Raw genomic sequence first — 12684 nt, 5'->3', positions numbered from 1 at the left:
GCTTATTGCTGCGCGGCAGAGTCCGCCGGGGGCGCGGCCTGGCCCTGGCTGACGGCGGCGCGCAGTTCCTTGAGCCCATAGGGCTTGTTGATCACCGGCACGCCGGGCCAGCGCTCAACGCCGATCCCCTCGCCATAACCGGTGGCAAAGGCAAAGGGCACGCCCAGCTCGATCAGCTTGTCGGCCACGGCCGCACTGGTATCCACGCCCAGGTTGAAATCGAGCAAGGCAAAGTGGAACGGACCCTGGTCCAGCATGCGCAACGCGTCACGCACCGTGGGCGCGGTGCTCACTGCGGCAGCGCCCAGTTCGCGCAGCGCGTCCTCGCCATCGAGCGCAATGATCATGCTGTCTTCCACCAGCAGGACGTTGCACCCGTCGAGCGGGGTGGTCGCGCCGCCCAGGCTGATCGGCATGGGCCCGCTGTGGCGCGCCGCCGTCACCCCTGCCACGCACGGTTCGGGCAGCGTGAAACGGGCGTGTACCCCGGCCGGCAGATAGGAAATCTGCGCCGTGCCGCCCAGGTCATAGGGGATCGATCGCTCGATGATGGTGCTGCCAAAGCCGCGCCGGGTGGGCGTCGCGACGGGGGGGCCGTCGCGCTCCTGCCAGTCCAGCGCCAGCCCGCCATGCACGTCGCGCTCCCACGAGAGATGCACGGTGCCCTGCCCGGCAAGCGCGCCGTATTTCACGGCGTTGGTCATCAATTCATGGATCACCAGGGCAATGGTGACATAGGCCGTGGGATAGAGCAGCACGTTCTCGCCCTGCGCCACGACGCGTTCGGACTGCGCGCGCAGATAGGCGCCGGCTTCTATTTCCACCAGATCGGCCAGCCGCGCCGGGCCCCAGCGATCGGCGGTGATCTGGTCGTGCGCGCGGGCGAGCGAGCGGATGCGATCATCCAGCGTGGTGATGAAGCCGGCCACGTCGGCGGCACCATCGCGGGTCTGGGCGATAAGCCCGCGGATCAGCGACAGGATGTTGCGCACCCGGTGGTTGAGTTCGGCGATCAGCAGTTCCTGCCGTTCCGAGGCGCGCGCGCGCTCCGCCCCGGCGGTTTCGGCCAGGCGCACCAGAACTTCCAGCATGCCCACGCGCAGCGCCTCGGCCACGCGGCGCTCGGCCGGGGTGAAAGGTTGGCTGGTGCCCTTGACCAGTTCCGCCCACGCCTCGAAACTCTTGCGCGGGGTAAGGCGCGGGCCATTGGGGCCGTAGACGATTTCCTTTTCCGGCTTGCCGCCCCAGCGCACTTCGCGCAGGCGTTCGGCGCGGAACAAAACGATGTAGTCGCGCGGCTCTCGAGACAGCGGAATGGCCAACATGCCGGCGGCCACATCGCCATGCGCGGCGGCCGAAGGCAATTGCGCGGCGATGGTTTCGGTGGCGAAGACCTGGCCCGACGACACGCGGTTGAGCAGCCGCACCACGTCTTCGAACTGCGCAGGATTGGGCGTCAGCCCCACCAGCGAGGTTTGACCGCGCACGTGGACACCGATGCCATCGGCGGGAATGGCATCGCCGATCACGTCGGCCAGCCATTGCGGATTGTCGAGCAGGTCGTTGTCCTGCGCCACGGTGGCCAGCAGGCGGTCGGTCACGGCGCGGCCGCGCGCTTCGTATTCGCGGGCCTGGGCATTCTCGCGCGCGTCGAGCATCAGCGAGAACATCTGGCCGAACAGTTCGGCCGCGCTGCGCGCCGCCATGCTGGGCAGGCGCGGGGCATAGTGGTGGCACGCGAACAGGCCCCACAGCTTGCCCCCCACCACGATCGAGATGGACAGCGAGGCGCACACGCCCATGTTGCGCAGATACTCGACGTGGATCGGCGAGACCGCGCGCAGCAGCGACAGCGACTGGTCGAGCAGCTTGCCGTCGGGATCGCGCTGCGGCATCAGCGGCACCGGGGTTGACCCCACATCGGCAATCACGCGAAAGGTGTTGCGCAGATAGAGCTTGCGGGCCTGGGACGGAATGTCGCTGGCCGGATAGTGCAGGCCCAGAAAACTGTCGACGCCGTGGCGCACGGACTCGGCCACCACTTCACCCGATTCCTGCGCATCGAAGCGATAGACCATCACCCGGTCGAAACCGGTGATCGCGCGTACCTGGCGCGCGCCTTCGCGCAGGAACGCAGGCAGGCCATCCACCTGCTGCAACCGCGCGATCATGCTGCGCACGACCGATGTCGCTTCAAGCGGTTCGGCTGCTGCCGGCTCCGCCTCGATCACGATCTCTCGACCGGAAAAATGCACGGCCACATCGAACGGCGGCCGATCGGCCAGCAATGGCACGCCAAAGATCCGCTCCACCGCGTCGGGCCCGCGCAGCGTGGTCAGGCGGTTGCGAATGGTGTGGATAGCCTCGCGATCGATCAGGTCGGAGAGCGGCTGCCCCAGCGCGGTTTCGGGCGATGTGCCGGTGAATTCGGCGAGGTTTTCCGAAACCCGTGCCACCATCCAATCGGGCGTGACCGCGACCAGAAAGCCGAAGGGCTGGATGATGCCCAAGACATGGATCGGCTCGCGATCACAATTGCTGAGATCTACAGCAAAGGCTCCCGCCCCATTGCCGGGAACCTGGCCGTCCGATTCAGAGTGTTTGGTCATCCGTGCTGCGCATAACGCACGGATGCAAAAAAGGTGCCGGAAAAATCCGGCACCCGTGCGGTTTTTCAGGCCGGCACGCCGGGTACCGGTTGGGCCGCGATGGCCGGCGCTTCGAAACTGGCCATGGGCCAGGCGCAATAATCGGCAGCGTAATAGGCGCTGGGGCGGTGGTTGCCGCTCTCGCCAAGGCCGCCGAACGGCATGTTGGCCGCAGCCCCGGTGGTCGGGCGATTCCAGTTGACGACGCCGGCGCGCACGAACAGGCGGAATTCATCCCACAGCGCCGGATCGGCGGAGATCAGGCCGGCCGAAAGACCAAATGCGGTGTCGTTGGCGCTGGCCAGTGCCGCGGCAAAATCGGGCACCCGGCGCACGCTCAGCACGGGCGCGAACACTTCGCGATCGGGCACGGCAAGCCCGGTCACGTCCAGGATCACGGGGGCAAAGAACGCCTCGCGCCGCCCATCCTGCGCCGCTTCGGCCAGGATGGTGCGGGCGCCGCCTGCCACTAGGTCGCGCACCGCAGCGCGTGCGCCACGCGCCTGCGCGTCGCCCACCAGCGGGCCCATGAACGCCTCGCCCGGCTCGTCCCACGCGGCGATCGGCAGGCGCTGCGCCAGGTCTGCCAGCGCGTCGACCACGCTGTCACCCCAGGCGCCTTCGGGCAGGATCAGCCGGCGCGCGCACGAACAGCGTTGCCCGCTGGTGACAAACGCCGAATGCACGATCAGGCTGGCCACCGCGGCCGGATCGCCATCCCAAGCCACCAGCGGATTGTTGCCGCCCAGTTCCAGCGCCAGGACCACGTCGGGCCGGTCGGCAAACTGGCGGCGGAAAATCTGGCCGGCCGTGGCCGAGCCGGTGAACAGCAGGCCGTCGATACGGCCCTTGAGCAGCGCTTCGCCTGTCTCGCGCCCGCCCTGCACGATGTTGAGCACGCCATCGGGCAGCCCCGCCTCGCGCCACAGGCCGACCATGGCAGCACCGGTCGCCGGCGTCAGCTCCGATGGCTTGAACACCACGGTGTTGCCGGCCAGGAGCGCCGGCACGATGTGCCCGTTGGGCAGGTGACCGGGGAAGTTATAAGGGCCCAGCACCGCCATCACGCCATGGGGGCGATGGCGCAGCGTGGCGCTGCCGAACGGCATTTCAGCCTGCCGCGTGCCCGTGCGCTCGGCCTGGGCGGCGATGGATACGGCAACCTTGCCCGCCATGCCGGCCTGCTCGGTGCGGGTTTCCCACAGCAGCTTGCCGGTTTCCGCGCTGATCAGTTCGGCAAGCGCGGGACTGGCCTTGACCAGGGTGGCATAGCGCTGGGCAATCGCCACCCGCTCTTCCAGCGGGGTGCGGGCCCAGGACGGGAACGCAGCGCGGGCCTTGTCCAGCGCGGCGGTGCAGGCGGCCGCATCGGCCACATCGCCTTCCCACACCACGCGGCCATGGGCCGGATCAAACGACTGGAGCCTTTGGGTCACGGCAATCAACTCACGATCAGGGCATCGCCCGGGCGAATGCCCAAGGCGGCCAGGGTTGTTTCGGGAACGACCAGCGCGTCTTCGCCGATGCGCGCCGGCGTCAGCGTGGCCCGGAACGAGGCCAGGCCCGGCGTTGCCACCAGGTGGAGCCGATCATCGGGCCCGCTTTCCACCACGCCGGCGGCGGCGGGCAGGCTGCGCGCATTGCGAATGGTGCGCAGCTGGTCGCGCGGAGCAGTCACGGTGGGGCCACCGTCAAAGATGTCGATCAGCCCCGAACGGGTAAAGCCTTCGTCTTCCAGCATCGCCAGCGCGCGTTCCCCATGGCGATGGACCTTGCCGATCGCCTCGCGCGCGGCCGGATCCACCAGTTCCAGATAGATGGGGTGGCGCGGCGCCAGGTCCAGGATGAACTGCCCATCGGTGGCGGTGATCATCCGGTCGGCATCCTCGAACGGCAGGCGAAAGAACTTGGCGGCGATGCCGTGCCAGAACGGGCTTTCGTCACGCTCGTCGAACCAGCCGCGCAGTTCGGCCATGATCGTGGCGGCAAACAGATCGCGGTTGGCGCCGATCAGGGCATAGCGCGCGCGGGCCAGCAGCGACCCCGCCCCGCCCTGCCGCTTGCGCGGGCGCAGGAACAGCGATCCCACTTCCGAAGCGCCGGTGCATTCGTTGACCAGCACCAGCGCCTGGTGATCGAACCGCGTGCCCGTGGCCGATGAATACTGCGCCAAGGTCATGACGCGGAACGAAAAGTGTGGCCGGTGCAGCCCGACCCCGCCCTTGATCCCGGCCACGCCTTCGATCATGCCGGTGTCGAGGTCTTCCAGCATCAGCGTATACCACGCCTCGGCCGGGGCGACTTCACGGGCAAAGCTCTGCGCCGAAAGCGCCAGCCGCTCGGCCAGCAAGCCACGGTCTTCGGGCAGGCTGGTGAAGCCCTTGCCCGAAAGGAACGCCAGATCGAGCAGGGCATCGATGTCGGCCGGCCCGGCCGGCCGCACCACCAGCATCAGGCCGCCACCGCGCTGGCGGCGTGACCCAAGCCCCAGCCGCGCCCGCGCGCATCGGCCAGCGTCGCGTCGAGGCGGGCCAGCGCCTCGTCCACTTCAGCCGCCGTGATCAGCAGCGAAGGCAGCATGCGGATGCAGTTCTCGCCGCCGCCCGCCACCAGCAGGCCATGCTCGCGCGCCAGGGCCATCACCTCGCGGTTGTTGGCATGCAGCTTGAGCCCCATGAGCAGGCCCTTGCCGCGCGTTTCCACGATCTGATCGGGATAGCGCCCGGCAAGCTGGGCAAAGCCGGTGTAGAAACGGTCGGACATGGCGGCAACATGCGCCAGCGTGGCATCTTGCGCAATCACGTCGAACACGGCGAGGCCCACGGCCATCGCCAGCGGATTGCCGCCAAAGGTGGTGCCATGCACGCCCGTCACCATGCCGCTGGCCGCTTCGGCCGTGGTCAGGCACGCGCCGATCGGAAAGCCGCCGCCCAGCGCCTTGGCAATGGCCATGATATCGGGCTCTGCGCCGGGAAACCACTGGTGGGCAAACAGCTTGCCGGTGCGGCCCATCCCGCTTTGCACTTCATCGTGGATCAGCAGCACGCCGTGTTCGCGCGTGAGGCGGCGCAGTTCCAGCAGGAACTCGCCCGACAGCGCCCGCGCGCCGCCTTCGCCCTGCACCGGCTCCACGATCACCGCCGCCGTGGTGGGGCTGGCAATCGCCTGTGCCAGGGCGGGCATGTCGTCGATCGACAACTGCACATAGCCGGGCAGGCGCGGCCCGAACCCTTCGAGGTAGGTGGGATTGCCCGAGGCGTTGATCGCCGCATAGGTGCGGCCGTGGAACGATCCGGCAAAGCCGATCACGTCGATGCGTTCGGCGTTACCCTTGGCATAGTGATAGCGGCGCGCGGTCTTGAGCGCGGCTTCCACTGCCTCGGTGCCCGAATTGGCGAAATAGGCCAGGTCGGCAAAGGTGGCGCTGGTCAGCTTGTCGGCCAGTTCTTCCTGGCCGGGAATGCGGAAGATGTTGGACACGTGCCACAGCTTGTGCGCCTGCGCGGTGAGCGCCTCGACCAGCGCGGGATGCGCGTGACCCAGGCTGCACGTGGCAATGCCGGCCACGCAATCGAGGAAGCGACGGCCATCGCGCGCTTCCAGCCACACGCCTTCCCCACGTTCCACTTCGATCTGGGCACGGGCATAAAGCGGCATCAGAGCTTCAGACATGACGATTTCTCCCCGCAAACGAGATCGCGGATTTTGTGTTTCTGTTGGGTTTGAACCGCCCCCCGCGCGATTGCGGGCTGGGGGCGGCGAAACGGGATCAGGCCGCGGCGGTCATCTTGAAGATGCCCGTGGCATTGCCGCTGTCGAACGTGAGATCAAGCTTGCCCGTGGCCGCATCGACCCGCCGCGTGATGAATTCGAAGAACGATCCCGGCACGGTCTGCGCGGTCAGCGTGCCATCGTCGGCGCGGAACGAGCGCTTCACTTGCGCGGCGCGCAGTGCCGTCTGGCGCACCCGGCCCGAGGCCGAGACTTCCACCTTGTCCTTGATGCTCCGCCCGGCCTCGCGCTCGCCCTGGGCCGTTTCCTCAACGTCGCTCACCCGGTCGGTCACATGGTTGAAGGCATTGCCTTCGGTGGAAATCCAGGCGGCTTCGGCGCTTTCGGCGCGCAGGATTTCATAGTCGCGCTCGAACGGCACGGGATGCTGGCGATCGAACAGCCGCATGACCACCTTGAGCGCGGCTGCCGCGTCTTCCTGCGGCACGCTGCCGCCTGCGGCAAAGCGGGCCAGGACTTGCGCCGTCGCAGCGTCGAGCCGATCGAGCGCGGAGCCGAACACCCGCACCGCCGCCTTGGAAAAGGCGGGCGAGAACTGGTCCACATGCAGTTCGCTCACAAAGAACTGCGGCATCGTTTCGGCAAAGCGCGCGTGGCACCACACATGCCCGGTCATCTTGAGCCGCGGCAGGGGATAGACGCCCACTTCGACATAGCCCAGGGGTTCGAGCACGCGGCGGAACGCCTCCACCCCGTTGGGCATGGCGCAGCGCGCGCCTTGCGGCAGGGCCACCGTACGCAGCGCGCCATGGTCGAGCACGATGCGGCGGCCCTGGGCCGCGCATTGCGCCACATACTCGGCGCCTTCGGGCACGCGGTCGAGCAGATCGGCAAAGAGCACGAGGTTGAGTGCCTCGGCAAAGCGCAGGGCATCGATTCCATTGACCGGAGCATGGCTGCCCACCGGCACCATCGGCGCGGCCAGCGCACGAATCCGCGCGGCCTCGGCATGGCCCAGGACATTTTCGACAAGGTCCGAGCCGCTGCTTTGTTCGATGGTTGCCAAGTTCGGCATAATGCGCCCTTTCGATCTAATATCGTCTGGACATGCTATTTATGATAGGAAAGCCGTGCTTCAAAACGGGGAAGCATCATCTGTTGATCGGGTTTTGGAATGAGCGAATCGCGTCGTGAACTCCCTTCGATGACCGCGCTGGCCTGCTTCGTGACCGCAGCACGCGAAGGTGGCTTTTCCCGCGCCGGCGAGCAGCTCGGTCTGACGCAAAGCGCGGTCAGCCGCCAGATCGCCCTGCTGGAAGAAGCGTTGCAAACCCCGCTGTTCCAGCGTCATGGCCGCCGCGTCACGCTCAACGAAGCCGGCCGCACCTATGCCGAGGATATCGAGCCGGCGCTGCGCCGCATCCGCATGGCCACGGCCAAGGCAATGGACCGTGGCAGCCGGCGCGACCTTGCCATCGCCACGCTGCCCAGCTTTGGCATGCGCTGGCTTGCGCCGCGCCTGCCGGGGTTGACCGCGCGCCACCCGGAATTGACCGTGAACTTTGCGGCACGCTCGTTTCCGTTCGACTTGCGCGAAGAGCGCTTCGATGCCGCGATCCACTTCGGCGCCGCCGATTGGGCCGATGCCGAAATGGTGCCGCTGTTTACCGAACAGGCCGTGGTCGCCTGCTCGCCCACCTGGCTGGCGGCCGAAGGCGTGACACAACCCCAGGACCTGCTGGACAAGCCGCTGCTATTCCAGATTTCGCGGCGGAGCGCCTGGAACCGCTGGTTTGCCATGGCCGGCATCGAAGGCCTGCCACCGCTCAAGGGCGCGACCTTCGAACACTTCCTGATGCTGGCCCAGGCCGCCGCGGCCGGATCGGGCGCCGCCCTGCTCCCGCGCTTCCTGATCGAACCGGAACTGCAATCCGGCTCGCTGGTAACCCCCTTTGCCACCGCGCTGGTGGACGAAGGCCAATACTACCTCGTGCTCCGCCCCGACTGGCGCGACCACCCAGGGCTGGTGAAATTCCACGACTGGCTGGTAGACGCGGCCAAGGAACAGGGCGAAACGTAGCGATCCTCCCCATGAAATGGGGAGGTGGCAGGCCGCAGGCCTGACGGGGGGCCGAAACCTAGAACGTGTTGTCGCGCGGGAAGCCCACCGGCGGCAGCCGTCCGGCCGCGCCGCGCGCGACTTTCCAGGGCAGCAGGTCCTTTTCCACGCGGGTGCGGCCGGTTTCGCCGCCCATCGTCCAGGTCAGCCCGTCGTCCAGCTTGAGCGTGATCGCGTCCGACAAGCCGCCGTCGCGATAGCGTTGCAGCGTCACCCCCTGCCCCTTGGCCAGGATCGGCACTTCCGACAGGGCAAAGATGACGAGCTTGCGATTGTCGCCCACCACGGCCACGTGATCATGCTCGGGCGCGATTTCGCGCACGATCTTGAGGGTGACGCCCGGCTTGGTCGAAACCACGCCGCGCCCCTTGCGGGTCTCGGCCAGCAGTTCGTCCATCTCCGCGGCAAAGCCGCGCCCGGTGTTGGCCGCCAGCAGCAATTGCCCCTTGGGCCGATAGACCACCAGCGCCATGATGTGGGCGTCAGGATCGATGTCCACCATGGTGCGGATCGGCTCACCAAAGCCGCGCGCGCCGGGCAGCTTGTCCGCCCCCAGGGTATAGAACCGCCCATTGTCGAGCGCGACGAGCAGCTTGTCGGTGGTCTGCGCATGCAGCACCCAGGCCGGGCCATCGCCTTCCTTGAACTTGAACTCGGTGTCGAGGGCCAAGTGCCCCTTGGCCGCGCGGATCCAGCCACGGGCGGACAGCACCACCGTTACCGGTTCCTTCTCGATCATCGCGTCCATCGAGAATTCGCGCGTGGGCGCGGCTTCGGCAATCGTGGTGCGACGGCGGCCCAGCGCGGTGTGCGGGCCATAGTCCTTGCGCAGCGCGTTCAATTCGCGCTTCAGCCGGGTGCGCTGGCGCGCCGGGCTTTCCAGCAGGGCGTTGAGATCGTCCTGCTCTGACAGCAGCGCGTCGCGCTCCTTGCGCAGTTCGATCTCTTCCAGCTTGCGCAGCGAACGCAGCCGCATGTTGAGAATGGCTTCGGCCTGGCGGTCGGTCAGGCCGAATTCGTCCATCATCACCGGCTTGGGCTCGTCCTCGGTCCGGATGATCTCGATGATCCGGTCGAGGTTGAGATAGGCAATGATATAGCCTTCGAGCAGTTCGAGGCGGGCGGCGATCTTGTCCAGCCGGTGCTGCGTGCGGCGCAGCATGATGTCGATCTGGCTGATCACCCATTCCTGCAACAGCAGCTTCAAGCCCAGCACGCCAGGCGTGCGATGCGCATCGAGCACATTGAGGTTGAGGCCGAAGCGCGTTTCCAGGTCGGTCAGCCGATAGAGCGATTCCTTGAGCAGCTCGGGATCGACGTTGCGGCTCTTGGGCACCAGCACGATGCGGATGTGCTCGTCGCTTTCGTCGCGCACGTCTTCCAGGATCGGCAGCTTCTTGTCGGCGATCAGGGCCGCGATCTGTTCGATCAGCTTGCCCTTTTGCACCATGTAGGGAATTTCGGAGATGACCAGCTGCCATTGGCCGCTGCCCAGCCGCTCGATCCCGGTGTCCTCCCAGGCGCCATCCTCGCCCCGCCCGTTGGAAAAGCGCCCGCGCACGCGGATCGAACCGCGCCCGGTTTCATAGGCGGCGGAAATGACCGCGGGGCTGTCCACCACCACACCGCCGGTGGGGAAATCGGGGCCGTGGAACACTTCCATCAACTGGGCATGTTCGACGCCGGGATTGTCGATCAGCATCAGCGTGGCATCGACGATCTCGGCCACGTTGTGGCTGGGAATGTTGGTGGCCATGCCCACGGCAATGCCACTGGCGCCATTGGCCAGCAGGTTGGGAAACAGGCCCGGGAAGATTTCCGGCTCCTGCTCCTCGCCATTGTAGGTGGGCACGAAATCGACCGTGCCTTCGTCCAGCCCGGCCATCAGGCGGATCGCGGTGGGCGTCAGCCGCGCTTCGGTATAGCGATAGGCGGCCGCATTATCGCCATCGATATTGCCGAAATTGCCCTGGCCATCGACCAAGGGATAGCGCAGCGCGAAATCCTGGGCGAGGCGCACCATCGCGTCATAGACGCTGGCATCGCCATGCGGGTGATACTTGCCGATGACATCGCCCACCACGCGCGCCGATTTCTTGAAACCGCCGGTGGGATCGAGCCGCAATTGCCGCATCGCCCACAGCAGGCGGCGATGCACCGGCTTGAGCCCATCGCGCAGATCGGGCAGCGAGCGCGCGGTGATCGTGGACAGGGCATAGACCAGGTAACGCTCCGACAGGGCGGAGTCGAACGGGGCATCGACGATAGCGTCGAACGGATCTTTGAAATCATCGGCCATGGCCCGCAGGGTTTAGGCCGCGCCGGCCGATTTCGCAACGCAATGTCGTGAACAAAACGAAACCGCCGGAACTGTCACCCCCACGGGCCATTGTGGGCAGGTACCCCCGAATTGACGGAGAAATGCCATGGCCAAACGCGTGTTGATCCTCGCCACCGACGGCTTTGAACAATCGGAATTGATCGATCCGAAAAAGGCCCTGGAAGCCGCCGGTATCGAAACCGTCGTGGCGAGCCCCAAGACCGGCTCGATCAAGGGCTGGAACCACACCGACTGGGGTGAAAGCGTGAAAGTCGATGCCCGCCTCGATGCCGTGGAAGCAGACGATTTCGATGCCCTGCTGCTGCCCGGCGGCCAGATGAACCCCGATGCCCTGCGCCTGGAGCCGCGGGTGATCGAGCTGGTCGAGGAATTCGACGACATGGACAAGCCCATCGCGGCCATCTGCCACGGCCCCTGGCTGCTGGTAGAAGCCGATATCGTCGATGGCCGCACCGTCACCGGCTGGCCCTCGATCCGCACCGACCTGGAAAACGCCGGGGCCGATGTGGTGGACCAGGCCGTGGCGATCGACGGCAACCTGATCACCAGCCGCAAGCCCGATGACATTCCCGCCTTTGCCCAGGCGCTGATCGACGCGCTGGAAGAAGACGAGGAAGAGGAAGAAGACGAAAAGGGCTGGGACGAGGACGAAGACGCCTTGCTCAAGGACGAGGAAGAAGAAGACTAATCCCGCGCCGCGAGACGCCCGCCGCTGAGCCATTGCGCCAGCGGCGGGCTGATCGCGCGCAAGGCGCGGCCGAGCAGCAGCGTTGCCCCCAGTGCCAGCAGCGGCTGGGCCAGCAGGAACAGCGGATAGAGCGGTGCCCCCAGCGGCCCGGTGAGGGTGCCGATCGCCGGCCCGGCGCACCAGATCAGGATCAAGTGGCAGCAGAACAGCAGGAACATGGCTGGCTCAAGGGTTTGCAGTGCGGCGCCAACGCGCGTTTCCGCCAGGCGCCAAGCCAGCGCCCAGAAACATAGCGCGGTGGCGCAGCGCATCGCCAGGTCGACCCCGGCGATCAGCAGCGGCGAGGCCCAGCCCTGCGCCTCGCCATAGAGTTCCAGCCAGATCTTCACCCCGGCCAGCACCAGATAGGGCGCCACGATCAGCGCCAGCGGCCCGCTGGCAATGCGCGCGGCGGCGTCGCGGCGACGCACGAGGATGCCCAGCACGAAGAATCCCAGGATCGAGGGGCGCTGCAACAGCGGGAAGACCGGCGGCGCCAGGCTCCACGCCAGCGCAGCCACCGCCACCACCGCCAGCGTGCGATCCCCCTGCCGCACCAGCAGCGGCGCAATCAACAGGCACAGGAACAGATCGCGCAGGAACGGCATCTGCACATTGATTTCGTTGGGATGGACAAGACCGGTCAATTCGTTGGCCAGCCAGCCCCACGAGGTGGGCTGCGGCGCATAGAGCCAGCCGAGCCACGCCGCGCCGGAAACCACCACGATGGCAATGGCATTCCACGCCAGCATCGGCACCAGCACGGTGCGCGCCTTGCCAACCAGGAACGCGCGCGCGCCGCGCCGGGCGAGCGAGGGGCCGACCAGCCAGCCCGAAACCAGGCTGAGCAGCGGCACCGACGAACGCGCCAGCAACTCGATCAGCCCCCAGCGCAGCAATCCCTGCGGCGTATGGTCGAGCGCGGTCAGCGCCGGGCCATAGAGCCCCGTCCAGGCGTGGACATAGACGATGCCCAGGATACACAAAACGCGAGCCAGGCCGATCGCACGCGAGGTGCGCACACGGGTTTGGGCAAACGTCTCGCTTTCCTGGAACACGGGGCCTGGCATCCTTGCATCTGGCCCCCACCGCGCGATGGCGCGGCTGGGCCATGGAT

General features: G+C 67.0%; 9 protein-coding genes. 2 read left to right on the top strand and 7 right to left on the bottom strand.

All coding sequences use genetic code 11. The features are described 5' to 3' along the window. Nucleotides 1-2: 2 nt before the first annotated feature. From FHW94_RS02620 to FHW94_RS02600, 5 genes are all read right to left on the bottom strand, one after another. Nucleotides 3-2609 carry an HWE histidine kinase domain-containing protein gene (locus FHW94_RS02620; protein WP_168554217.1) on the bottom strand — a complete coding sequence of 869 codons (2607 nt, stop codon included), beginning with the start codon at nt 2607-2609 and terminating at the stop codon, nt 3-5. Nucleotides 2610-2674: 65 nt separating this feature from the next. Then, complete coding sequence (gene astD, locus FHW94_RS02615; protein ID WP_168554216.1) at nt 2675-4084, bottom strand: succinylglutamate-semialdehyde dehydrogenase; 1410 nt, start codon at nt 4082-4084, stop codon at nt 2675-2677. 5 nt (nt 4085-4089) lie between these two features. Beyond that, on the bottom strand, nt 4090-5100 hold the full coding sequence (locus tag FHW94_RS02610; protein ID WP_168554215.1) for an arginine N-succinyltransferase: 1011 nt from the start codon (nt 5098-5100) through the stop codon (nt 4090-4092). Beyond that, nucleotides 5100-6320 (bottom strand): aspartate aminotransferase family protein, encoded by a 1221-nt coding sequence (locus tag FHW94_RS02605; RefSeq protein WP_210425443.1) that lies wholly within the window; start codon nt 6318-6320, stop codon nt 5100-5102. The genes FHW94_RS02610 and FHW94_RS02605 overlap by 1 nt, the downstream gene beginning before the upstream one ends. 97 nt (nt 6321-6417) lie before the next feature. Next, nucleotides 6418-7455 (bottom strand): DUF1338 domain-containing protein, encoded by a 1038-nt coding sequence (locus FHW94_RS02600; RefSeq protein WP_168554214.1) that lies wholly within the window; start codon nt 7453-7455, stop codon nt 6418-6420. A gap of 99 nt (nt 7456-7554) precedes the next feature. Here FHW94_RS02600 and FHW94_RS02595 point away from each other — a divergent pair, with 99 nt between their 5' ends. Beyond that, nucleotides 7555-8460, top strand: a complete 906-nt coding sequence (locus FHW94_RS02595; RefSeq protein ID WP_168554213.1) for a LysR substrate-binding domain-containing protein — start codon at nt 7555-7557, stop codon at nt 8458-8460. A gap of 58 nt (nt 8461-8518) precedes the next feature. On the opposite strand, the gene parC is transcribed toward FHW94_RS02595, so the two are convergent. Further along, complete coding sequence (parC, locus tag FHW94_RS02590; RefSeq protein WP_168554212.1) at nt 8519-10798, bottom strand: DNA topoisomerase IV subunit A; 2280 nt, start codon at nt 10796-10798, stop codon at nt 8519-8521. 127 nt (nt 10799-10925) lie between these two features. Here parC and FHW94_RS02585 point away from each other — a divergent pair, with 127 nt between their 5' ends. Next, complete coding sequence (locus FHW94_RS02585) at nt 10926-11528, top strand: type 1 glutamine amidotransferase domain-containing protein (protein ID WP_168554211.1); 603 nt, start codon at nt 10926-10928, stop codon at nt 11526-11528. Here the strand turns inward: FHW94_RS02585 and FHW94_RS02580 are convergent. Further along, nucleotides 11525-12625, bottom strand: a complete 1101-nt coding sequence (locus tag FHW94_RS02580; RefSeq protein WP_349237422.1) for an acyltransferase — start codon at nt 12623-12625, stop codon at nt 11525-11527. The genes FHW94_RS02585 and FHW94_RS02580 overlap by 4 nt on opposite strands. Between the last annotated feature and the right edge of the window lie 59 nt (nt 12626-12684).

This window comes from Novosphingobium sp. SG720, assembly GCF_012275365.1.
Classification (GTDB): Bacteria; Pseudomonadota; Alphaproteobacteria; order Sphingomonadales; family Sphingomonadaceae; genus Novosphingobium; species Novosphingobium rhizosphaerae.
The sequence above is the reverse complement of the archived record's forward strand: the minus strand, read 5'-3'. Positions and strand labels throughout refer to the sequence as shown.

Coding starts and splice junctions, on each gene's coding strand:
- FHW94_RS02605 (WP_210425443.1), bottom strand. CDS start 6,320: ATGTCTGAAGCTCTGATGCCGCTTTATGCCCGTGCCCAGATCGAAGTG.
- parC (WP_168554212.1), bottom strand. CDS start 10,798: ATGGCCGATGATTTCAAAGATCCGTTCGACGCTATCGTCGATGCCCCG.
- FHW94_RS02610 (WP_168554215.1), bottom strand. CDS start 5,100: ATGCTGGTGGTGCGGCCGGCCGGGCCGGCCGACATCGATGCCCTGCTC.
- FHW94_RS02600 (WP_168554214.1), bottom strand. CDS start 7,455: ATGCCGAACTTGGCAACCATCGAACAAAGCAGCGGCTCGGACCTTGTC.
- FHW94_RS02585 (WP_168554211.1), top strand. CDS start 10,926: ATGGCCAAACGCGTGTTGATCCTCGCCACCGACGGCTTTGAACAATCG.
- FHW94_RS02620 (WP_168554217.1), bottom strand. CDS start 2,609: ATGACCAAACACTCTGAATCGGACGGCCAGGTTCCCGGCAATGGGGCG.
- FHW94_RS02595 (WP_168554213.1), top strand. CDS start 7,555: ATGAGCGAATCGCGTCGTGAACTCCCTTCGATGACCGCGCTGGCCTGC.